This is a genomic window from Candidatus Propionivibrio aalborgensis, assembly GCF_900089945.1.
GTDB lineage: Bacteria > Pseudomonadota > Gammaproteobacteria > Burkholderiales > Rhodocyclaceae > Propionivibrio > Propionivibrio aalborgensis.
The window spans coordinates 16473-37708 of the sequence record NZ_FLQY01000009.1 but is presented as its reverse complement, the minus strand read 5'-3'; the positions used below and the strand labels follow the sequence as shown (position 1 = coordinate 37708).

20 protein-coding genes and 1 pseudogene are annotated in these 21236 nt (G+C 58.1%); 9 read left to right on the top strand and 12 right to left on the bottom strand.

Going from position 1 to position 21236, the window contains the following annotated elements; all coding sequences use genetic code 11:
• Positions 1 to 228 precede the first annotated feature (228 nt).
• From PROAA_RS00630 to PROAA_RS00600, 7 genes are all read right to left on the bottom strand, one after another.
• On the bottom strand, positions 229 to 1017 hold the full coding sequence (locus tag PROAA_RS00630) for an enoyl-CoA hydratase/isomerase family protein (protein WP_186409452.1): 789 nt from the start codon (positions 1015 to 1017) through the stop codon (positions 229 to 231).
• Positions 1018 to 1143: 126 nt separating this feature from the next.
• Positions 1144 to 2763, bottom strand: coding sequence for a carboxyl transferase domain-containing protein (locus tag PROAA_RS00625; RefSeq protein ID WP_186409451.1), 1620 nt, complete (start codon positions 2761 to 2763; stop codon positions 1144 to 1146).
• On the bottom strand, positions 2763 to 3365 hold the full coding sequence (locus tag PROAA_RS00620; protein WP_186409450.1) for a 2-hydroxychromene-2-carboxylate isomerase: 603 nt from the start codon (positions 3363 to 3365) through the stop codon (positions 2763 to 2765). Before PROAA_RS00620 ends, PROAA_RS00625 begins: the two co-directional genes overlap by 1 nt.
• Before the next feature lie 24 nt (positions 3366 to 3389).
• Positions 3390 to 4526, bottom strand: a complete 1137-nt coding sequence (locus PROAA_RS00615; RefSeq protein ID WP_186409449.1) for an acyl-CoA dehydrogenase family protein — start codon at positions 4524 to 4526, stop codon at positions 3390 to 3392.
• Positions 4527 to 4551: 25 nt separating this feature from the next.
• Positions 4552 to 5736, bottom strand: coding sequence for an isovaleryl-CoA dehydrogenase (locus PROAA_RS00610; RefSeq protein WP_186409448.1), 1185 nt, complete (start codon positions 5734 to 5736; stop codon positions 4552 to 4554).
• 21 nt (positions 5737 to 5757) lie between these two features.
• Positions 5758 to 6207, bottom strand: coding sequence for a PaaI family thioesterase (locus PROAA_RS00605; protein WP_186409447.1), 450 nt, complete (start codon positions 6205 to 6207; stop codon positions 5758 to 5760).
• Between the two features lie 75 nt (positions 6208 to 6282).
• Positions 6283 to 6705, bottom strand: a complete 423-nt coding sequence (locus tag PROAA_RS00600) for a MerR family transcriptional regulator (RefSeq protein ID WP_186409446.1) — start codon at positions 6703 to 6705, stop codon at positions 6283 to 6285.
• A gap of 210 nt (positions 6706 to 6915) precedes the next feature.
• On the opposite strand from PROAA_RS00600, the gene PROAA_RS00595 reads away from it, so the two are divergent.
• From PROAA_RS00595 to PROAA_RS00585, 3 genes are all read left to right on the top strand, one after another.
• Complete coding sequence (locus tag PROAA_RS00595; protein WP_186409445.1) at positions 6916 to 7377, top strand: PaaI family thioesterase; 462 nt, start codon at positions 6916 to 6918, stop codon at positions 7375 to 7377.
• A gap of 129 nt (positions 7378 to 7506) precedes the next feature.
• A complete protein-coding gene (locus tag PROAA_RS00590; RefSeq protein WP_186409444.1) occupies positions 7507 to 8670 on the top strand; it encodes a CaiB/BaiF CoA transferase family protein in 1164 nt (387 codons plus the stop codon).
• Between the two features lie 24 nt (positions 8671 to 8694).
• Positions 8695 to 9597: an AEC family transporter gene (locus PROAA_RS00585; RefSeq protein WP_186409443.1), complete on the top strand. Its 903-nt coding sequence runs from the start codon at positions 8695 to 8697 to the stop codon at positions 9595 to 9597.
• Between the two features lie 168 nt (positions 9598 to 9765).
• On the opposite strand, the gene PROAA_RS00580 is transcribed toward PROAA_RS00585, so the two are convergent.
• The 4 genes from PROAA_RS00580 to PROAA_RS00565 are packed head-to-tail and all read right to left on the bottom strand — an operon-like array spanning position 9766 to position 13492.
• On the bottom strand, positions 9766 to 10926 hold the full coding sequence (locus PROAA_RS00580) for a sodium ion-translocating decarboxylase subunit beta (protein ID WP_222102034.1): 1161 nt from the start codon (positions 10924 to 10926) through the stop codon (positions 9766 to 9768).
• A gap of 7 nt (positions 10927 to 10933) precedes the next feature.
• Positions 10934 to 11344: an acyl-CoA carboxylase biotin carboxyl carrier protein subunit gene (locus PROAA_RS00575; RefSeq protein WP_186409442.1), complete on the bottom strand. Its 411-nt coding sequence runs from the start codon at positions 11342 to 11344 to the stop codon at positions 10934 to 10936.
• Between the two features lie 37 nt (positions 11345 to 11381).
• Positions 11382 to 11948 (bottom strand): OadG family transporter subunit, encoded by a 567-nt coding sequence (locus PROAA_RS00570; RefSeq protein WP_186409441.1) that lies wholly within the window; start codon positions 11946 to 11948, stop codon positions 11382 to 11384.
• Positions 11945 to 13492, bottom strand: coding sequence for an acyl-CoA carboxylase subunit beta (locus PROAA_RS00565; RefSeq protein WP_186409440.1), 1548 nt, complete (start codon positions 13490 to 13492; stop codon positions 11945 to 11947). The genes PROAA_RS00570 and PROAA_RS00565 overlap by 4 nt, the downstream gene beginning before the upstream one ends.
• A gap of 789 nt (positions 13493 to 14281) precedes the next feature.
• On the opposite strand from PROAA_RS00565, the gene gap reads away from it, so the two are divergent.
• Positions 14282 to 15280: a type I glyceraldehyde-3-phosphate dehydrogenase gene (gene gap, locus PROAA_RS00560; RefSeq protein WP_186409439.1), complete on the top strand. Its 999-nt coding sequence runs from the start codon at positions 14282 to 14284 to the stop codon at positions 15278 to 15280.
• A gap of 70 nt (positions 15281 to 15350) precedes the next feature.
• Entirely contained in the window at positions 15351 to 16520 is a 1170-nt protein-coding gene (locus tag PROAA_RS00555; RefSeq protein WP_186409438.1) for a phosphoglycerate kinase, read from the top strand.
• Between the two features lie 232 nt (positions 16521 to 16752).
• On the opposite strand, the pseudogene tnpA reads toward PROAA_RS00555, so the two are convergent.
• Positions 16753 to 17184, bottom strand: a pseudogene (tnpA, locus tag PROAA_RS00550) (IS200/IS605 family transposase).
• A gap of 414 nt (positions 17185 to 17598) precedes the next feature.
• Here tnpA and PROAA_RS00545 point away from each other — a divergent pair.
• The 4 genes from PROAA_RS00545 to PROAA_RS00530 all read left to right on the top strand — a co-directional run bounded on the left by PROAA_RS00545 (position 17599) and on the right by PROAA_RS00530 (position 21236).
• Positions 17599 to 19152, top strand: coding sequence for an acyl-CoA carboxylase subunit beta (locus tag PROAA_RS00545; RefSeq protein WP_186409437.1), 1554 nt, complete (start codon positions 17599 to 17601; stop codon positions 19150 to 19152).
• 20 nt (positions 19153 to 19172) lie between these two features.
• Positions 19173 to 19490, top strand: coding sequence for a hypothetical protein (locus PROAA_RS00540; RefSeq protein WP_186409436.1), 318 nt, complete (start codon positions 19173 to 19175; stop codon positions 19488 to 19490).
• A gap of 18 nt (positions 19491 to 19508) precedes the next feature.
• A complete protein-coding gene (locus PROAA_RS00535) occupies positions 19509 to 19910 on the top strand; it encodes a biotin/lipoyl-containing protein (RefSeq protein ID WP_186409435.1) in 402 nt (133 codons plus the stop codon).
• Between the two features lie 120 nt (positions 19911 to 20030).
• Complete coding sequence (locus tag PROAA_RS00530) at positions 20031 to 21236, top strand: sodium ion-translocating decarboxylase subunit beta (protein WP_186409434.1); 1206 nt, start codon at positions 20031 to 20033, stop codon at positions 21234 to 21236.

Sequence of the window (21236 nt, the reverse complement as noted above, 5' to 3'; positions counted from 1 at the left end):
CGGCGCAATCGCCTGAACGTGCTGCGCACGCACGGCAATTTGACTTCGTCGCTGCATCCCTGCGGGATTGGTCGCCGCGATTGGCGATGAGAATTTTTGTAAACATTCAGAACCTTTCACCACCAAGGCACCAAGGACCCCAAGAAGCACCAAGAAAACCTGGCAATCTTCTTTGTCGCTTCTTGGTGAAGCTTTGTGCGCTTGGAGTCTTGGTGGTTCGCTGTTTCATCAGCCAACGATCCAGTTCGGCGTGCGCTTCTCCAGAAAAGCCGCCAAACCTTCCCTGCCTTCCGGGCTGGCCCGGACGCGGGAAATTCGCTGCACTGTCTCTTCTATGGTTTCCTGATCGATCGGCTGGCCGGCGACGACGCGGATCAGCGCCTTGCATTCGGCCTGCGCTGCGGGGCCGTTGTTCAGCAGTGTGTCGAGGATTTCACTAATCGCTTCGTCGAGTTGCTCGTCGCCCGGAACGATCTCGTGCAGCAGGCCGATACGATACGCCTCGGCGGCGGAAAAGCGCTCGGCACTGAGCATGTATCGACGTCCATAGCGCTCGCCGATGGCTGCCAGCACATAAGGGCTGATCACTGCCGGCACGATGCCGAGCTTGACTTCGGTCAACGCAAAATGAACATCGTAAGTCGCCACGGCGATATCGCAGGCGGCAACCAGACCCACACCACCGCCATAGGCCGGGCCCTGCACACGCGCAATGGTTGGCTTGCTCAGCTCGTTCAGCGTCGACATCATCTCGGCGAGTTGATGCGCGTCGCGCAGGTTTTCCTCCGGCGAATAGTCGGCAACACGCTTCATCCAGTTGAGGTCGGCACCGGCGCAAAAACTCTTCCCGGTCGAGGACAGCACGACGGCACGCACCCGCGGATCTGCCTCAAGCTCACGCAGGCCGACCGTTAGCTCGGCGATCAACACGTCGTCGAACGCGTTGTGTCTCTCCGGCTTGTTCAGGGTGAGAATGCCGACGTCGACGTCGACTTCGGTAAGAATCGATTGATACATGCACGTCTCCAAATCCAAAAATCTTTCACCACCAAGACACCAAGAGCACCAAGAACCACCAAGGAAAAGCATTCTTGTATTGCTTTGTGTAACTTGGTGCTCTTGGTGTCTTGGTGGTTCGCTCGATTACATCCTGAAAATTCCGAATTTCGTCTCTTCAGCCGGCGCATTCATCGACGCCGACAGGCCCAAGCCTAGCACGCGCCGCGTATCGGCCGGATCGATCACGCCGTCGTCCCAGAGTCGCGCACTGGCGTAGTAGGGGTGACCCTGCGCTTCATATTGTTCGCGAATCGGCGCCTTGAACTCGGCCTCTTCCTCGGCGCTCCAGGTTTTCCCGGCAGCCTCCAAAGCGTCGCGCTTGACGGTGGCGAGCACGCCGGCGGCCTGTTCGCCGCCCATCACCGAGATGCGCGCATTGGGCCACATCCAGAGAAAACGCGGGCTGTAGGCCCGCCCGCACATGCCGTAGTTGCCGGCGCCGAACGAGCCACCGATGACAACGGTGAATTTCGGCACCCTGGCGCAGGCGACCGCGGTGACCATCTTGGCGCCGTCGCGCGCGATGCCACCGTTCTCGTATTTGCGACCGACCATGAACCCGGTGATGTTCTGCAGGAAGACCAAAGGAATACCGCGCTGGCTGCACAGTTCGACAAAATGCGCGGCCTTGAGCGAGGATTCGGAAAACAGGATGCCGTTGTTGGCCACGATGCCGACCGGGTAACCCCAGATGCGCGAAAACCCGCAGATGAGGGTCGGCCCGTAGCGCGCCTTGAACTCGTCGAAGTCGGAAGCATCGACGATGCGGGCGATGATTTCGCGCACGTCAAAGGGCTTTTTCGTATCGGCCGGAATGACGCCGTAGAGTTCCTCCCTGGCATAAGCCGGTTCGCGCGGCGCGGCGAGGCTTACCGGCGGGCGTTTCTGCCAGTTGAGATTGCCGACGATGCGCCGGACAATGACCAGCGCATGCGCATCGTTTTCGGCAAGATGGTCGGCGACGCCGGAAATGCGCGTATGCACGTCGGCGCCTCCAAGATCCTCGGCGCTGACCTCCTCACCTGTCGCGGCCTTCACCAGCGGCGGTCCGCCAAGGAAGATGGTGCCCTGATCCTTGACGATGATCGACTCGTCGGACATTGCCGGAACGTAGGCGCCGCCGGCGGTGCACGAACCCATCACGGCGGCGATCTGCGGAATGCCGGCCGCCGAAAGCGTTGCCTGGTTGTAGAAGATGCGCCCGAAGTGCTCCTTGTCGGGAAAGACCTCATCCTGCAACGGCAGGAAAGCGCCGCCCGAATCGACCAGATAGATGCACGGCAGCCGGTTTTCGCCGGCAACCTCCTGCGCGCGCAAATGCTTCTTCACGGTCATCGGATAGTAGGTGCCGCCCTTCACTGTCGCATCGTTGGCGACGATCATGCATTCGACGCCATTGACCCGCCCGATGCCGGTAATCATTGACGCGGCGGGGACCTCGAAAGAATTCTCGCCGCCGTACATGCCGTACGCCGCCAGTTGCGACAGTTCGAGAAAGGGCGAGCCGGGATCGATCAGCGTATTGACCCGCTCGCGCGGCAGCAGCTTGCCCCGCGCAATATGTTTCTGGCGAGCCGCTTCGGGCCCGCCCAGCGCGATCCTGTCGATCGTCTGACGCAGATCGCTGACAACCCGCTGCATGGCCTCGGTGTTGGCCAGAAACTCCGCACTGCGCGGGTTGAGCTGGGTCGTCAGAACGGGCATCAGAAACCGCCTTTTTCAAGCCACCGCTCGATCTGCGGCAGGCGATCGACGCCAAAGAAAGGTTCGCCGTCGACGATGATGTACGGGGAGCCGAAAACGCCCTTCCTGATGGCTGCTTCGCATTCGCCTTTCAGGCGCTCCTTGACCGACGGGCCGGCCAGCGCTTCGGACAAGGCGTTGTAATCCGCACCCTGACGACATGCCAGATCAAGCACGACCGTAAGATCGGAGATATCGCACCCTTCAATATAGAAGGATCGAAAGGTGGCGTGAGCAAACGCCCGGGCCATGGCGCAGTCCTTCTCATGCAGCCAGTAATAAGTGCGGGCAGCGTGTTGCGTGGCCAGCGGAAAACGCGCGGGGTGCGTATAAGGCACCCCCAGATAGCGTGCCGAGCGCGCGAAATCACGCAGAGAATACTCGCCCTTGAGGGGCGCCTCGGTCAGCGGTACCGCGCCCGTTTCACGAAAGACAACGCCGAGCAGGATCGGGCGCCATTTGACCTGACGCCCGAATCTTTGCGCCAGCGCGTCGATCTTCTCTGACGCCAGATAGCCATACGGCGACGAGAAATCGAAATAGAATTCCAGAGCGTTGTCCATGACTTGCACCTTGCCTTTCCCGGCTCAATCCGCCGCAATCGCGCGGCCGATAACCATCCGCTGTATGTCATTCGCGCCTTCGTAGATCTGGCAGACGCGCACGTCGCGATAAATCCGCTCGACCGGGAAATCTCTGACGTAACCATAGCCGCCGTGAATCTGTATGGCATCGGAGCACACTTTCTCGGCCATCTCGGAAGCGAACATCTTGGCCATCGACGCCTCGGTCAGGCAAGGCTTGCCGGCATCTTTCAGAACGGCGGCGCGCCAAGTCAACAAACGCGCAGCGTCGATCTGGGTGGCCATGTCGGCCAAGCGAAAACCGACGGCCTGGTGGTTGATGATCGCTGTACCAAAAGTTTCGCGCTCCTTGGCATACTTTACCGCCGCTTCGAAGGCCGCACGCGCCATGCCCACCGACTGCGCGGCAATTCCGATGCGCCCGGCTTCGAGGTTGGAGAGCGCAATGCGATAGCCCTCGCCTTCCGCGCCAAGCAGAGTGCTGGCCGGAACACGGCAGTCCTCGAAAATGATCTGCGCGGTATCGGAAGCGTTCTGTCCCAACTTTTCCTCGATACGGGCAACGACATAGCCGGGCATATCGGTCGGCACCAGGAAGCAGGAAATTCCCTTTTTTCCGGCCGGCTTGTCGGTGACCGCGAAGACGATCGCGGCCTGTGCGTACTTGCCGGTCGTGACGAACTGCTTGACACCGTTGAGCACGAAATCGTCGCCATCCCTGTCGGCACGCGTGGTGATCGTCGACGCGTCGGAACCGGTGTGCGGCTCGGTCAGGCAGAAGCAGCCGAGCTTGTCGCCGCGCGCCAGTGGCTTGAGCCAGGCTTCCTTCTGTTCGTCCGAACCGAACTTCGTCACGATGCCGCAAACCAGCGAGTTCTGCACGCTGACGATGGTCGATGTCGCGCCATCGCCGGCAGCGATTTCCTCCAGTGCCAGCACCAGCGACAGGAAGTCCATTCCGGCGCCACCCCAGCGCTCGGGAACAACCATGCCCAGCGCGCCCAGGTCGCCGAGTTCGCGCAACGCCGCGGCCGGGAACGTGTGATGGCGATCCCACTCGGCGGCAAAGGGGGCGAGACGCTCCTGCGCAAAAGCGCGCAGCGAGTCGCGGATCATTTCGTGTTCATGCGTCAGAATCATTGCAAACCTCCCTTCTTGATGGCGATCAAGCCGTTTCGCCAAACAGTTCGCGTCCGATCAGCATGCGGCGGATCTCCGACGTGCCGGCACCGATCTCGTAGAGTTTTGCATCGCGCCACAGGCGGCCCACCGGATATTCGTTGACATACCCATTGCCTCCCAGCGTCTGGATCGCCTCGCCGGCCATCCAGGTCGCCTTCTCGGCCGCATAGAGGATGGCGCCGGCGGCGTCCTTGCGCGGACTTCGCCCGCTGCTGTGACCGCCATCGCCACGCTCGCACGCCTGACCAACAGCATAGACGTACGCCCGGCAGGCGTTGAAGGTGGTGTACATGTCGGCGATCTTGCCCTGCATCAACTGGAATTCGCCGATTGCCTGACCAAACTGCTTGCGCTCATGCACATAGGGCAGGACGACATCCATCACCGCCGCCATGATGCCGAGCGGTCCGCCGGCGAGTACCGCACGTTCGTAGTCGAGACCGCTCATCAGAACGCGCACGCCACCGTCGAGAGTACCGAGTACGTTTTCTTCAGGCACTTCGCAGTCATCGAAAAACATCGGATAGGTATTCGAGCCTCGCATTCCGAGCTTGTCGAGCTTGGAGCCGCAGGAGAAACCCTTCACCCCCTTCTCGACGATGAACGCGGTGATCCCTTTCGCGCCGGCGTCGACCGTGGTCTTGGCATAGACGACCAGGGTATCGGCATCGGCGCCGTTGGTAATCCACATCTTGGAGCCGTTGAGAACGTAACGATCGCCTTTCTTGTCGGCACGCAACTTCATGCTGACGACATCGGATCCGGAATTCGACTCGGACATCGCCAGTGCGCCGACGTGTTCGCCGGAGATCAGCTCGGGCAGGTATTTCGCCTTCTGCGCGGCGGTGCCGTTGCGGCTGATCTGATTCACACAAAGGTTGGAATGTGCGCCGTAGGACAGCCCCACGCTGGCCGAAGCGCGCGAAATCTCTTCCATGGCGATGATATGCGCAAGATAGCCGAGTCCGGTGCCACCATATTCCTCGTCGGCGGTCATGCCGAGCAGGCCCATGTCGCCGAGCTTTCTCCACAGATCGGCCGGGAACAGGTTGTCCCGGTCGATGGCTTCGGCGCGTGGAGCAATCTCGCTCGCGGCAAAATGGCGAATCGAATCGCGCAGCATGTCGATGGTTTCGCCGTGGTCAAAACCGAGGCTCGGGTAGTCCATGTCGCTCTCCTTGTTCTTGCCCTAAAGGACGTTGTCCTTTTTGCCGTGCAGGGTCATGATCGTTTGCTGCATCACCGCGCACTGGGTTTTACTGCCGTCGTTGATGGCAAATACATCGGCCCGGGTCACGATTAGCGTTCGACCATAGCGAATCACCGAGCCTTCGGCGATCAGCAACTGGCCCTCGGCTGGCGTGAGCAGGTTCAGCTTGTACTCGACGGTCAACACGCCCGTCTCGTGCGACGTCAACGTGCTTGCCGCATAGCCGGCGGCCGAGTCGGCAATCATGCCGACCACTCCACCGTGGATGTAGCCGTGCTGCTGCGTAATCTCGGGTTTGTGCGGCAGGTGAATTTCCGTATAGCCGGGCTCGATCACCGGCATGCTGGCGCCGATCAGCCTCATGGCCTGTTGCCGCCCGAAACTGGCGCGGATGCGTTCGGCAAATTGTGGATCCTGAGCTTTGTGCATAGGCGGTATTAAAATTGACGTTGACGTTAACGTCAACTGGTTTGTACCCTATGAGTCATTCGCTGTCGAAAATGCTCAAGCTTGCGGCTGCTCTGAAGGCGCAACATCCTGGGCCGCACGGGCTGTCAGCAGTTCGCGGCACTGCGATTCAACGGCATTGATTTCCTGCAACACGGCTTCAATGTCTTCGCGCTGTTGCACAAGCGCCGCCTTGCGCTGCGCCAGCCCGTTCAGGAGTTCGGTAAGTTGGGTTTTCTTGTCGCGTGCCGAGTCGTACATGTTGATCAGATAGCCGATCTCGGCCAGACTGAACCCGAGTCGCTTGCCCCGCAAAGCGAGCTTGAGCCGGGTGCGGTCGCGGCGGCTGAACACACGGGTTCTTCCTTCGCGCTTCGGCGCAACTAGCCGCTGATCCTCGTAAAAGCGGATCGTGCGCGGCGTGATACCGAATTCACGCGCGAGATCGGAGATGCTGAAGCTTGTCGCTTGTTTGTCCACCGGTGGCCTGCCTGATAAGGTCGAGGGTTATCGAATACTATTCTTCGTGAAGGATACGCCATGAACATCAGCGCACCCCAGGGACAGCGTTTTCAGTGGGCCAAGTTTATAGAATCCCGTGGCTTTTACAATCCGCCAAATGTTGCCTGACTACCCTTGCACCGCTGCACATCGATAACGCCGGAATATCACCCTACAGGAGACACGCGCATGAAGGCCTTTCAGGATTACTACCCGGAAAACCTCGCCCACTGCTACGGCTGCGGCAGCCACAACACGCACGGCCACCGCATCAAGACCTATTGGGAGGGCGAAGAAAGCGTCACCCGCTTTATGCCGGAGCCCTATCACACGGCCATCCCCGGTTTCGTCTACGGCGGCCTGCTGGCCTCTCTGATCGATTGTCACAGCACCGGCACAGCCGCCGCAGCGATGTATCGCCTGGAAGGGCGTGAGATGGACACCCTGCCGGCTTGCCGTTTCGTGACCGGGTCCCTGCACGTCAGCTACCTCAAGCCGACACCACTCGGCCGGGAGCTGGAGATTCGCGGACGTGTGAAAGAAATCAAAGGGCGCAAGGTGGTCGTCGAGGCAACCGTACTGGTCGACGGCGTGGCGACTGCCCAAGGTGAAGTGGTTGCTGTTCAGATGCCAGATAACTTCGGCGCCTGAGCATTGATCAAAGTAAATCCTTGGCATCTCGCCATGCGCCTGAGGTACGCTCCTGTCTGGCGTGCACAACACCTACAACGAGCACTACCTTCTACCGAATCTGATTCATGACTCCGAAAGCTCATCCCTATGCGCTCACTTCCTCTCGCCGGCATTCGCGTGCTGGATCTCACCCGACTCTTACCCGGACCGTTGGCCAGCCTCCACCTCGCCGACCTTGGTGCCGATGTGATCAAGATCGAAGACACCGGCGCCGGCGACTACGCCCGGGATGCAAAATCCGGTTATGGCGACGTCAATTACTTTCAGCTCATCAATCGCAACAAACGCAGCCTCCGCCTGGACCTCAAACAGGCGGCCGGAGTTGAAGTATTCATGCGCCTTGCGGGTGACGCCGATGTCATTATCGAGAGTTTTAGACCAGGCGTCGTCGACAAGCTTGGCGTCGGCTACAAGGCGGTGTCTTCAATCAATCCGAAGATCGTGTATTGTGCGATCACCGGCTACGGACAGGATGGGCCGTACCGTGAGCGAGCCGGCCACGACCTGAACTACCTGGGCTACAGTGGCCTGCTCGACCAGATCGGAACTCAAGGCGGTACTCCTGCCATGCCGAACTTCCAGATCGGCGACCTGCTGGGTGGTTCATTGACCGCTCTGGTCGGCATTCTCGCCGCAATCGTCGATGCCCGCGCCAGCGGCCACGGCCGTTATGTCGATGTGTCGATGACTGACGCCGTATTCGCGCACACGCTTTTTCCGCTCCTGGCGGTACTCGGTCTGGGTCATGCGCTGCCGCGTGGTGAAGACGTGCTCTCCGGTGGACTGCCCTGCTATGGTGTCTATCCTACGAGCGACGGCCGCCACTTTGCGGTCGGCGCCCTGGAACCCAAATTCTGGCAGTTGCTTTGCGAGACCATCGGCCGCCCGGACCTCAAGCCCTGCGCCTACTTGATGGGTAGCGAAGGTCTGCGCATCCGGCGTGAGCTGGAAGCCGTCTTCGTTCAGCGCAGCTTCGCGGAGTGGACTGCAGTGTTCGACAAGGTCGACTGTTGCGTCACGCCGGTGCTTCGTTTCGAGGAAAGCCTGGCAAATGAACAGTTGCAGGCGCGCGGAATGGTCGTCGAGATTGATGGCGTCAAACAATTCACGCCGCCGTACAAGATCAGCGAGATGCCGTTCGAAGTCCGCATGCCGGCGCCTGCCGCAGGCGAACACAGCGACGACATCCTCCGGGAAGCGGGCTTCAGCGCCGACGAGATCGCCAGCCTGCGGAGCCGGAAGGCGATCTGAGCCTGCTCGACAGCGCCTCAGGCGATGCAAGGCATCCTGCTACTACTTCCCGATTTTGGCTTGATCCTGCTCGGCTGGGCGCTTTGTCGCCTGATGGACCTGCCCGATCAGTTCTGGAGCTCGCTGGAAAAGCTCGTCTACTTCGTACTCTTTCCGGCCCTACTGTTCAACGCGCTGGCCAGGACACGCATCGACTTTAGCGCAACGGCCCCGCTATTCGCTTGCGGCGCTGCCGCGATTACCAGCGGCATTGTTCTCGGCTACCTTTCCCGCCCGCTTTTCGGTCACGATAAGACCGCTTACGCTTCGCGCTTCCAATGTGCATTCCGCTTCAATTCCTACATCGGACTGGCGGTAATCGGCAAGCTGCACGGCACAGACGGCATCGTGGCGATGGGCCTTCTGATCGGGGCGATGGTACCGTTGGCAAACCTCGCTTCGGTCTGGATGCTGGCCCGGCTCGGAAATCTAAATGTCCTTGGTGAGATGGCGCGCAATCCGCTGATTATCGCTACACTGGCTGGTTTTCTCTTCAGCTTCAGCGGATTAACGCTGCCGGAGATTGCTACCCATTTCCTGGGCCGGCTGGGCGAAGCGGCAATTGCGCTCGGTCTGCTGGCGGTAGGTGCGGCGCTCAGGGTGCGCCGTGCCAGCGGATGGCCGGTGGCTTCCTGCTACCTGCTGCTGGTCAAATTGTTGGCGCTTCCCGCGATGGCGCTACTGGCCGCATCCAGCCTCGGCTTGCGCGGAATCTACTTGGATACCGCAATCATCTTCGCTGCACTTCCGACGGCGACATCAGCTTATATTCTAACTGTACGGATGGGCGGCGATGGGCCGGGTGTCGCCTGGCTGATTTCTGCGAACACGCTCACAGCTATGCTTACCTTGCCGGTCTGGCTGGCGATTGCCTTGCACTTTAGATGACAATCTGGTCCGATCCTTGATCATCCGAGGAATAGCCAGTGCTGATCAGACAGCATTCAAGAAAAATGCCCTGTAAGCCAGACTTCACAGGCTCACAGGGCATTCCAGTAAAACACGCTCTGTTTCGTTAGAGACGCGTCCCCAGTCATAAGACTGGGGACGCGTTGATCAACCCAGACGCGAGATGAAATAGCCTGCGCAAACGGCCGTACCAATAACACCGGCAACGTTTGGACCCATGGCATGCATCAGCAGGAAGTTCTGTTTGTCATACTGCGCACCGACCACCTGCGAAACACGAGCCGCCATCGGCACCGCCGACACACCCGCCGATCCGATCAGGGGGTTTATCGGATTGCCCGGTGACAGTTTATTCATTATCTTGGCGAACACGACTCCGCCGGCCGTCGAAAAGGCGAAAGCCACCACACCCATGACGATGATCATCAGCGTTTTGGTTTGCAGAAAATTCTCTGCCCCCATGGTCAGACCGACCGATGTTCCAAGAAAAATGGTCGTCATGTTGATGATTTCGTTCTGCGTCGACTTGGTCAGGCGATCGACCACACCCGATTCGCGCATGATGTTACCGAGCATCAGCATGGCGATCAGCGCTGAGGCCGGCGGAACCACCAGGCAAACGGCCACCATCACCACGATGGCAAAGATGATGCGTTCCAACTTACCCACGGGGCGCAGCGTCTTCATGCGTATCTTGCGTTCGGCGTCGGTCGTCAGCAACTTCATGATCGGCGGCTGAATCAGCGGAACCAGCGACATGTAAGTGTACGCCGCAACGGCGATCGGCCCGATCAAATGGGGAGCGAGCTTGTTGGCCGTAAAAATCGACGTTGGGCCGTCGGCACCGCCGATGATGCCGATCGATGCGCCTTCACCCGGCGTAAATACCCCGCTCATCACAGCAACGAACATGGTCATGAAGATACCCAGTTGCGCCGCCGCACCAAGCAGGAAGGTGCGAGGGTTGGCGATCAGCGGACCAAAATCAGTCAGTGCTCCGACCCCGAGGAATATGATAGGCGGAAACAGCTCCAGATGGATGCCTTGCGAGATGTAGTAGTACAAGCCCCCCGGCACCGTGATCAGTCCTTCGACATGCGGCGCATTCAGCACGCCCTCGGTCGGAATGTTGGCCAATAACGCGCCAAAGGTGATCGGCAACAGCAACAAGGGCTCGAACTCTTTGACAATGGCCAGGTAGAAAAGAACGACGCAGACCGCCCACATGATAACCATGCCGCCCGTGATATGCGAAAACCCGGTCGACTGGGTCATCATCAACATGAATTGCTCAATGATTCCGGACATATGAACCTCAGCTTAGTTGGATCAGAACCTGACCTTCAGACACGGCATCGCCTTCCTTGACGAGGATCGACGCAACAGTACCCGCGCCGGGCGCATAAACCGGAGATTCCATTTTCATGGCTTCCAGAACGAGAACTTCCTGGTCGGCGGTGACCTGTTGACCAACGGTCACGCGAACCTTCATGACCAGACCGGGCATCGGGCTGGTCACCGATTGACCACCGGCTACCGCTGCAGGTGCAGCGGCCGCAGGCGCTGGTGCTGGTGCTGGAGCTGGGGCGGCAACGGGCACGGCAACGGCAACAGCAGGCGCCGCTTGTACTGGAGCAGGAGCCGCTGTTGCCGGGGCGGCGCCATCGACAACTTCGACACCCACTTCATACGTCTTGCCTTGCAGGGTAATTTTGAGCATTTTCATGTTAAGCGTCCTTTATGATTCGACTCTGAGACTGCGCTCAGAGCTTGCGTGAAGAGTGAAGGCCGACCCGGCCCTGTACCGACCATGTCCAGTCCATGCTGTCCATGGGCCGAAACTTGACGACGGTTACCGACTGCCCGATGCCTTCCGAAGCGGCGACGGCCAGAATGGCAACCAGCTCTTCGTCGGAAAGTCCGGGATGGATGCTTGCCACAACCGGCGGAGCGCTTGCCGCAACGGCTGCGGCTTGCGCTGCCGTTGCAGGCTTGGGTGCCGGAGCAGCCGGAGCAGCCGGAGCAGTTTTTCTGCAGTGGTATTGATCCGGCGCGAACGTTTTGAGAAGCCAAGCCATCAGGTAGAGCATCAGGGTCAGGCCGCCAAGCACGGTGAAAACCACAAGCAAGCCGGTCAATTGAAATTCGACGACCTGCCCGAGCGTTACCTTGGCCGAAAATGCGCTATTCTCGACAGCCTCCGCAACCGTGGCAGCAGCTCCCTGGGAGACCGCTTTCGCTGCCTCCTGCACCGCGGAAGAGTCTGCCACGGCAAACGCCGTGTCCTTGGCAACGGCCAATACGACCGCAAGGGATTCATGTAGGCTCATAACGGGATTAGTCCATGTTTTTTGGGTGGACGGGTAACTCGTTTGGTCAGCGCGATGCGCAACGCCATCGCCACTTTGGAACGCGTCTCGGAGGGGGCTATCACATCGGTGATCAAACCGTGCTCGGCGGCCTGGTATGGCGAAGCAAACTCCTTGACGTAGCGAGCTCTGAGTTCCATCTCCTTGGCTTTCGGATCTTCGGCGCCGTCGATTTCCTTCTTGTAGATCACCTTGACAGCCCCCTCTGCACCCATCACGGCAATTTCCGCAGACGGCCAAGCGTATACGAAGTCGGCACCCAGGTCTTTGGAGCACATCGCGAGATAAGCGCCACCGTAGGCCTTGCGCAGGATGACCGTAATCTTCGGCACCGTCGCCGATGCGTAGGAGAACAGCATCTTGGCGCCGTGGCGGATGATGCCGCCGCGTTCCTGGGCGAGCCCGGGCATAAAGCCCGGAATATCGACGAGGGTGACGATCGGGATGTTGAAGGCGTTGCAGAAGCGGATGAAACGGGCACCCTTGTCGGAGGAATCACAATCGAGTGTGCCCGCCTTGACCATCGCCTGATTGGCGATGATACCGACAACCATACCGTCAATACGGGCAAATCCGACGACGATGTTTTTCGCAAACTCGCGCTGAACTTCCAGGAAATCGCCGCCATCGACGAGCCGGGCAATCACTTTGCTTACGTCAAACGGCGTCCTGTTTTCCTCAGGGACGAGGTCATTCATGGCGGTATCGACTTCGACCTTGATGGTGTCAGGAATGCGATGCGGTGGATCCTGCATGTTGTTCAGCGGCAGGAAGGACAACAGCTTGCGTGTGATCTCCAGCGCATGCTTGTCGTCATCGGCCACGAAATGGATATTGCCACTCACCGAGGCATGGGCATCCGCGGTTCCAAACTGTTCGATCGGTGCTTCCTGGCCGGTCGAGGCCTTGATCACATCCGGGCCACAGATGAACATCTGTGAGCCTTTGCGGGTCATGATCAGAAAATCCATCAACGCCGGACTGTACGCCGCGCCACCGGCACAGGGGCCGGCAATGATGGCAATCTGGGGAACCAGCCCGGACAGCTCGACGTTGCGGAAGAACACCTGACCGTAGCCCGAAAGTGAGAGAACACCTTCCTGGATGCGCGCACCGCCCGAGTCATTGATGGCAACGACGGGAAGCCCGAGACTGGCCGCAGTTTCCATCATGTGGCAGATCTTCTCCGAGTGCATACGGCCCAGCGAGCCCCCGGACACCGTGAAGTCCTGGGAGAAGGCTGCAACCGGACGTCCGCCCACGTTTCCAATGCCGGTCACCACGCCATCGCCCGGCAACCGTTTGTGGTCGATGCCTGCCGTGTCATGGTCAACGTGCATTCCGAGTTCCTGAAGCGATCCCTTGTCGTAAAGATCGTCAAGGCGCTCACGTGCAGTGAGCAACCCCTTCTTGCGACGCTTCTCCATTTTGTCGAGACCACCTCCGGCCATCGCCTCTTCGCGGCGAGCGGTCAACTCTGCTAATAGTTCCTTGCGTATTGCCATACATGCTCCTTGGCTTATTTCTGAGAGGTGCAAAACTCGGTACAACACCGCCGGAGCAGGTTAACCGAAATCCAAATTCCAACGCCTTCACTTGAAACCGTGTCAAAAACCGTTGTCTGCAGGTCTTGCGCGGCCTTCCGTGGCAACAACGAACCGTCCGACTACTGCTTCGCCGAAATGTAAGATTCGATGATGAGTGCAACCCACAGGAAAGGCAGGAAATCCAACCTAAATCAAAAAATTATATGTTGCCGAGCCGATATCGGTCAATCGGCGCAATGATTTATATATTGATTTTCGTTTTCAATCAAGATTGTTTTTTTAGAAAACCCCTGTCAAAGGAAGAGACATTGGTCAAAGGAGCCTTGCTCATCCTGACCGGATTATGACGTGTTTCTGATCGAACCTGACAGAACCGAGAAATGTCATTTTTCCGCGACGAGGCGAACCAACACTCAGCGGCCCGCGAGATTTTGCCGGAATATCTCCGGCATCCATGTGCAGTTAAATCAGCCAGTTTCGCTTTATGGAATGGATTCACCTGTGCACACTGGAAATATCCTCCGAGATAGCGGATAATCGTTCGCCTTGGCTGGTGGTTCCCAACAAAGTCGGCGACACAAGGTCAGTTCGCTCGCGGAACTCCTACCAACGGATGGCGTCCCATGCCGGGATTCAATTCCGCAGCTGGTTTGTCCGGTTACTTGGTGACAAGATCAGAGTTCAATATTCAACAGTTGCAAATGCATTTATCATCAACGTTCGATTTTTTTATGAGGGAAGAGAATCATGACTATCAAAGTAGGTATCAACGGTTTTGGACGTATCGGACGTATGGTTTTCCGTGCGGCAGTTCAGAATTTCAGCGACATCGAAGTCGTCGGCATCAACGATCTGCTCGAGCCCGATTACTTGGCCTATATGCTGAAGTACGACTCGGTACACAACCGTTTTAAAGGCACTGTCTCAGTCGAGGGCAACACGCTGATCGTAAATGGCAAGAAGATTCGCCTGACCGCAGTGAAAGATCCAGCCGAACTCAAGTGGAATGAAGTTGGCGCCGACATCGTCGTCGAATCGACCGGCCTGTTCCTGACCAAGGAAACCTGCGAAAAGCACATCGCCGCTGGTGCCAAGAAGGTCATCCAGAGCGCTCCGTCGAAAGACGATACCCCGATGTTCGTGTTCGGCGTAAATGACAAGACCTATGCCGGCCAAACCATTATTTCGAACGCTTCCTGCACGACGAACTGCCTGGCTCCTGTTGCCAAGGTCCTGAACGACACATGGGGCATCAAGCGCGGCCTGATGACCACCGTGCATGCTGCCACCGCCACCCAGAAGACCGTTGACGGTCCTTCCAACAAGGATTGGCGCGGCGGCCGTGGCATCCTCGAGAACATCATCCCGTCCTCGACTGGTGCTGCCAAGGCTGTCGGTGTTGTTATCCCCGAGCTGAACAAGAAACTCACGGGTATGGCCTTCCGCGTGCCGACTTCCGACGTTTCTGTGGTCGACCTGACCGTCGAGCTGAACAAGGAAGCCACCTACAAGGAAATCTGCGCCGCCATGAAGGCAGCTTCCGAAGGGGCGATGAAGGGCGTGCTCGGCTATACCGATGAAAAAGTCGTCGCCACCGACTTCCGCGGCGAAAGCTGCACGTCGACCTTCGATGCCGACGCTGGCCTCGCGCTGGATGGTACCTTCGTCAAGGTCGTGGCCTGGTATGACAACGAATGGGGCTACTCCTGCAAGGTCCTCGACATGGTCCGCGTAATGGCCAAGTAATACCCGTGCTCAGGGGCACTTCCGGGTGCCCCTTTCTTTTTTTAATCCAAGTTTTGAATCGAGAATCGCCATGACCTTCAAACGTCTCACCGACCTTGACGTCGCCGGCAAGCGAGTTTTCATTCGCGCCGACCTGAACGTACCCCAAGACGACAACCTCGCCATTACAGACGACACCCGTATCCGCGCTGCCCTCCCTGGCATCCAGTACGCGCTTTCCAAAGGTGCCGCCGTAATGGTTACTTCCCACCTTGGCCGCCCGACCGAGGGCGAGTTCAAACCTGATGACTCTCTGGCGCCAGTCGCAAAACGCATGTCGGAACTGCTCGGCAAAGAGGTTCGCCTCGTCCAGAACTGGGTCGATGGTGGCTTTGAAGTCAAGCCGGGCGAAGTCGTCATGCTGGAAAACAGCCGCTGCAACAAAGGCGAAAAGAAGAGCAACGATGAACTTTCGCAGAAAATGGCAGCGCTATGCGATGTCTGGGTAATGGATGCCTTCGGCACAGCGCACCGCGCTGAAGCTACCACCTATGGCATAGGCAAGTACGCTAAAATCGCTTGCGCCGGACCCTGTGTCGCCTCCGAACTCGAAGCACTGACCAAAGCCCTTGCCAGCCCCGCTCGTCCGATGGTGGCCATCGTCGGCGGCTCCAAGGTTTCGACCAAACTGACCGTACTCGAAAGCCTTTCGGCCAAAGTTGACCAACTGGTGGTGGGCGGCGGTATTGCCAACACCTTCCTGCTTGCCTCCGGCAAGAACATCGGCAAATCGCTTGCCGAGCGCGATCTCGTCGATCAGGCGAAGGCTGTCATGGCCAAGGTCAAGGTGCCCTTGCCGACCGACGTCGTCTGCGCCAAGGAGTTCTCCGCAACGGCCCCAGCGACGATCAAGAGCGTTGATGACGTCGCCGACGACGACATGATCCTTGACATCGGCCCGGACTCGGCCAAGGCATTGGCCGACATCATCGCCAAAGCGGGCACGGTCGTCTGGAACGGCCCGGTGGGAGTTTTTGAAATGGATTCGTTCGCCAACGGAACCAAGGCGCTGGCAGCCGCTGTCGCCAGCTCGAAGGCATTCACGCTGGCCGGCGGTGGCGATACGGTTTCGGCAATCAACGTCTTCAAGATTGAAGACAAGGTCGGATACATCTCAACCGCAGGCGGCGCCTTCCTCGAGTTCCTTGAGGGCAAGCGTCTGCCGGCTGTCGACATCCTTGAGTCACGCTTCAAGGACTGAACGGCGAACCCGTCTGGCACAGACGAAGGCTGCCATTGAGCAGCCTTCGCTGTTTTCACCAGTCGCAAAGTTAATCATCCTCTATGTACATGACATGTGTGCCGGGTGGTTTTGAAGTAACCGGGTAAATATCCCCCAACAGAGCCGGCGGCAATAATTTGTGAGCCGCTCTAAGCGGCAGGTCGGGGTCGCTAGGCCCCACAGCTCAGGTGCCAGCGTATCCGGCGGCAGCTCATCTCCAAAGGCCGAGCTGATCCAGTCGCTCGTCCTCTTTCTCCTGGTTCTTGATGTACTCCCGTATCACTGCCTCGTCGCGGCCGACTGTTTATACGAGGTATCCGCGAGCCCAGAAGTGTTGCCCGACGAAATTGCGCTTGCGCTCTCCATATACCCTGGACAGGTGAATGACGCTCCTGTCCTTGATGAAACCAATCACCCGCAATACCGCATACTTCGGCGGGATCGCGATCATCGTGCGCACGTGATCGGACATCAGGTGTCCTTCCACGATCTGGCTTTCCTTCTGCACAGCAAGCTTCCGGTACTCTTCTCCCAGATGCTGCCGTAACCCCACCTATAACGTCCTGCGTCGACGCTTCGCGGTGAGTATTGCGTGATATTTGCAATCCCACGCCGTGCGACTCCAACTTTCCAACTTGTCCATCGTATTTCTTCCTTTTGTTTGCTTGGCGGCTCACGATTGGAAGCTTCTACGATGGACAAGCCCGAGAATGCCAAACTCCTAGTGCCTCCCCGGCAGAGCCGGGGGAGCCTCCCTTTGTTACTCGCAGCACAGGCGCCTGATTCGAGTCGATGCTATTACGCACGGTGCAGGTGCTGGACGCCAATCCAAAAAAACCATCGTCTCGCAAGCCGCCGTTAAGCAATTGGCAAGCATTCTTTAAGTTATTGTATTTATTTAATAAATTGTACATTTGTAAGCGCGGCGTAAGCTTGAATTCCTACCGTGGCCTCCGCAGTCATCCCGAATGACTCGACTAACCGTCCCTGTGCGAGGAGGCCCGCAAGTCTGACGGTCGGGCAACGACCTATTAAAGATCACTTGGCAAAGGCACCCATGGCAATCAAACCCGAACTGATAGAAATCCTGCGAACAAGGCGGGGAAAGATAACTGAGCACGTTAGCCCCGAGAAACTTGATGCCTTGCATGCCAAGGGTTTGCTTTCGGCTCGCGAGCGGATCAACTGGCTTTTCGACGAAGGAACCTTTCAGGAAGTCGGCATGCACGCAAAGCACCACGCCGTGCATTTCGGAATGGCGGGACGCGAGTTGCCCGCCGACGGCGTGATCACTGGCACGGGTTATCTGGGAAGCGTACAGGTCGCCAGCTACAGCCAGGATTTCAATGTGCTGGCCGGTACGCTTGGCAAGATGCAGGCGCGCAAGATCACCCGCATCATGCGCTACGCTCTAAAGACCGGCGTTCCGGTTGTCGCCTTCAAGGATTCCGGCGGAGCGCGAATTCAGGAAGGTGTCGATGCTCTCTCCGGTTACGGCGACGTATTTTACTCGAACGTAATGCTCTCGGGCGTTGTGCCCCAAATCGCAGTCGTGTGCGGGCCCTGCGCGGGGGGTGCGGCCTACTCGCCGGCCTTGATGGATTTCGTGATCATGACGCGCAAGAATTCGCACATGTTCCTGACGGGACCTGAGGTGATCAAAGCAGTCACAGGTCGCGCAACAACCATGGAGGAAGTTGGCAGCGCCACGATGCACTCGTCCGTCAGTGGAAACGTTCACTTTGTCGCTGAAGACGATCAGAGTGCGATTGCGTTGGTTAAACGCATTCTTTCGTTCCTTCCTGCCAACAATACCGAGGATCCCCCACACAATCTCGATACCATGATCGAGGACACCCCGGACCGTGGGCTGGAGGAACTCGTTCCGGACTCCCCGTCAGAACCGCTAGACATGGAGTCGATCATAAGGCGCCTAGTGGATAACGGTGAACTGCTCGAGGTACACGCCGATTTTGCCCGCAATGTCATCGTGGGCTTCGCCAGGTTTTCGGGCGTGATTGTCGGAGTCGTTGCCAACCAGCCGAAGGTAATGGCTGGAGCCCTTGACCTCAACGCCGCCGACAAAGTGGCGCGCTTCGTTCGTACCTGCAACGTATTCAACGTGCCGTTGGTTACCCTGGTTGATGTCCCTGGATTCCTGCCGGGGGTAGAACAAGAACGTGGCGGAATCATCCGGCATGGCGCCAAGATGCTTCATGCCTATGCTTCCTGCACAACGCCAAAGATCACTGTATTGCTACGCAAATCCTATGGTGGCTCCTATCTTGCGATGTGCAGTCAGGAATTGGGGGCCGATATGGTGTTTGCCTGGCCAACCGCTGAAATCGCCGTCATGGGTTCCGAAGCTGCGGTCAAAATCCTGTACCGCAAGGAACTTGACGCGGCCGAGGACCGCGCTGCCCGCGCGGCCGAACTGGCACAGGAGTACCGCGATGAATTCGCGTCTCCGTACGAGGCGGCTGCCAATTTTTACATTACCGATGTCATCGAGCCCTGCGAGACCCGGGCCGCCATTTCGATCGCGCTACGCAAGACGCTGAACAAGCGCGAACTTCGCCCCAGCAAGAAGCACGGCAACATGCCGCTGTAAAGCCCGGAGGACCAACATCCATGTTTAGCCTGGCCGCAATCAAAGCGATTCAGATTTACGGGATTGCCATCGCCATCTCGATGCTCGTTGCCGTACTGATCAAGTTGCTGGTTGTTCTGACAAGCCGTGCCGAGCCCGTTGTCAAGGCGGTCGCAACCGTGCAGAAATCCGCAGACTTAGGCGCAGTAGCCGGAGTTCCGTCTGAGGTGGTCGCGGCAATTTCGGCGGCAGTTGCCGTCGTCACCGGACCGCATCACGTATTGCGTATTGCCGAAAGCAAACGTTCTTGGGCAAACGAAGGTCGTATCGCCCAGCATTCTCATCAACCAAGACACTAAATTGCAAGGCGAAATATCATGCCAAGAAAATTCAAAGTCACCGTCAACAACGTCGATTACGACGTTGATGTTCTCGAAATCGGTGCGGGATCCCCCCAGGCCATGCCTTCTTACACACCGATTGCGGCACAGATAGCTCCAATCAGCTCGGTTCCGGCCGCCGCGATGGTCGCCGCTGCACCTTCGGCGAAGACTGGGCCAGCGGGCGCCGGAGATCAATGCGCCCAGATGGGTGGTGTTGTTGTTAACATCCCGGTAAAACAGGGACATAGCGTCAATGAAGGCGACGTCGTCGTCGAACTTGAAGCCATGAAAATGAAGGTTCCGGTGATCGCAGATCGCTCTGGTCAAGTCGCGCGCATACTTGTCGCGGTAGGCGACGGCGTCGAAAACGGTCAGGCATTGCTGACCATCGCCTGATCGCGTCTACGTAGGCAGTCTGTCGGCCCCGCTCTCAAACCCGGTACCCCCTGTGCCAGCCGTTTTCGCATCGCAATAGCCACTGGCGGTTCGACCCGCCTGCTAAGAGGTCTGAATCCCATGGAAACCATTAACTTTATCGATCTCTTTCAGGGTATCGCCACCTTGGCGGCTTCCGAACCGAAGATCATGTTTGGTCGAATCTTTCTGATGCTGCTCGGCTTCTTCCTGATGTATCTCGGTTCTCGAAACGTACTTGAACCTTTGTTGATGATCCCGATGGGGCTGGGCATGTCGACGATTAATGCTGGAGTGATGTTTCTCGAAGGCGGAAAGATGGGAACGCTGTTCGTCGACCCGCTGATGTCCGACCCGACGGATCTGGTCAACATCATGCAAATCAACTGGCTGCAGCCGATCTACACGCTGACCTTCAGCAACGGCCTGATCGCGTGCCTTGTGTTTATGGGTATCGGCGTACTACTGGATGTCGGTTACGTCATGGCGCGCCCTTTCCAGAGCATGATCATTGCCTTGTTTGCTGAATTGGGAACCATTGCCGTTTTCCCGATTGCCGTCGGCTTGGGCCTTACTGAGCAGGAAGCCGCTTCTGTCGCCACGATCGGCGGTGCAGACGGCCCAATGGTGTTGTTCACTTCGCTGGTTTTGGCCAAGCACCTGTTCGTTCCGATCACCGTGGTGGGCTATTTGTACCTCGGCCTCACCTACGGCGGGTATCCCTATCTGATTAAGTGGCTTATCCCGAAAAAGCTGCGCGGCATCAACATGGCTGCCGATGTCGGCCCAACGATCACCCGGCAACAGAAGCTTGTCTTTGCCGTAGTCGCCTGCACGCTGTTGTGCCTGTTGTTTCCGGTTGCAGCGCCGCTGTTCTTTTCCCTTTTTCTCGGCGTCGCCGTGCGCGAAAGTGGATTGCAAAACTTCGCCGATGTCATCGGCGAGACCTTCCTCTACGGCGCCACATTCTTTCTCGGACTCACGTTGGGCGTGCTCTGCGAGGCCAACACCCTGCTCGATCCAACGGTACTCAAATTGCTGCTGCTCGGCATCCTGGCGCTTCTGATTTCAGCGATCGGCGGAATAGTCGGAGGGTATGTCCTTTATTTCGCGACCGGAAAGAAATTCAACCCGATGATCGGTATTGCCGGGGTCAGCTGTGTGCCTACGACCGCCAAAGTGGTGCAGAAAATCGCGACTGGCGTCAACCCATCGGCAATCATCCTGCCACAAGCCCTAGGCGCCAACATCAGCGGGGTTATTACCACGGCGATCATTACCGGCGTATATATCGCGCTGCTGCGTTGA

Excerpts from the sequence above, each read along its gene's own strand:
- PROAA_RS00630 (WP_186409452.1), bottom strand. The coding sequence starts at position 1,017 with ATGTATCAATCGATTCTTACCGAAGTCGACGTCGACGTCGGCATTCTC.
- PROAA_RS00625 (WP_186409451.1), bottom strand. The coding sequence starts at position 2,763 with ATGCCCGTTCTGACGACCCAGCTCAACCCGCGCAGTGCGGAGTTTCTG.
- PROAA_RS00620 (WP_186409450.1), bottom strand. The coding sequence starts at position 3,365 with ATGGACAACGCTCTGGAATTCTATTTCGATTTCTCGTCGCCGTATGGC.
- PROAA_RS00615 (WP_186409449.1), bottom strand. The coding sequence starts at position 4,526 with ATGATTCTGACGCATGAACACGAAATGATCCGCGACTCGCTGCGCGCT.
- PROAA_RS00610 (WP_186409448.1), bottom strand. The coding sequence starts at position 5,736 with ATGGACTACCCGAGCCTCGGTTTTGACCACGGCGAAACCATCGACATG.
- PROAA_RS00605 (WP_186409447.1), bottom strand. The coding sequence starts at position 6,207 with ATGCACAAAGCTCAGGATCCACAATTTGCCGAACGCATCCGCGCCAGT.
- PROAA_RS00595 (WP_186409445.1), top strand. The coding sequence starts at position 6,916 with ATGAAGGCCTTTCAGGATTACTACCCGGAAAACCTCGCCCACTGCTAC.
- PROAA_RS00590 (WP_186409444.1), top strand. The coding sequence starts at position 7,507 with ATGCGCTCACTTCCTCTCGCCGGCATTCGCGTGCTGGATCTCACCCGA.
- PROAA_RS00585 (WP_186409443.1), top strand. The coding sequence starts at position 8,695 with ATGCAAGGCATCCTGCTACTACTTCCCGATTTTGGCTTGATCCTGCTC.
- PROAA_RS00580 (WP_222102034.1), bottom strand. The coding sequence starts at position 10,926 with ATGTCCGGAATCATTGAGCAATTCATGTTGATGATGACCCAGTCGACC.
- PROAA_RS00575 (WP_186409442.1), bottom strand. The coding sequence starts at position 11,344 with ATGAAAATGCTCAAAATTACCCTGCAAGGCAAGACGTATGAAGTGGGT.
- PROAA_RS00570 (WP_186409441.1), bottom strand. The coding sequence starts at position 11,948 with ATGAGCCTACATGAATCCCTTGCGGTCGTATTGGCCGTTGCCAAGGAC.
- PROAA_RS00565 (WP_186409440.1), bottom strand. The coding sequence starts at position 13,492 with ATGGCAATACGCAAGGAACTATTAGCAGAGTTGACCGCTCGCCGCGAA.
- gap (WP_186409439.1), top strand. The coding sequence starts at position 14,282 with ATGACTATCAAAGTAGGTATCAACGGTTTTGGACGTATCGGACGTATG.
- PROAA_RS00555 (WP_186409438.1), top strand. The coding sequence starts at position 15,351 with ATGACCTTCAAACGTCTCACCGACCTTGACGTCGCCGGCAAGCGAGTT.
- PROAA_RS00545 (WP_186409437.1), top strand. The coding sequence starts at position 17,599 with ATGGCAATCAAACCCGAACTGATAGAAATCCTGCGAACAAGGCGGGGA.
- PROAA_RS00540 (WP_186409436.1), top strand. The coding sequence starts at position 19,173 with ATGTTTAGCCTGGCCGCAATCAAAGCGATTCAGATTTACGGGATTGCC.
- PROAA_RS00535 (WP_186409435.1), top strand. The coding sequence starts at position 19,509 with ATGCCAAGAAAATTCAAAGTCACCGTCAACAACGTCGATTACGACGTT.
- PROAA_RS00530 (WP_186409434.1), top strand. The coding sequence starts at position 20,031 with ATGGAAACCATTAACTTTATCGATCTCTTTCAGGGTATCGCCACCTTG.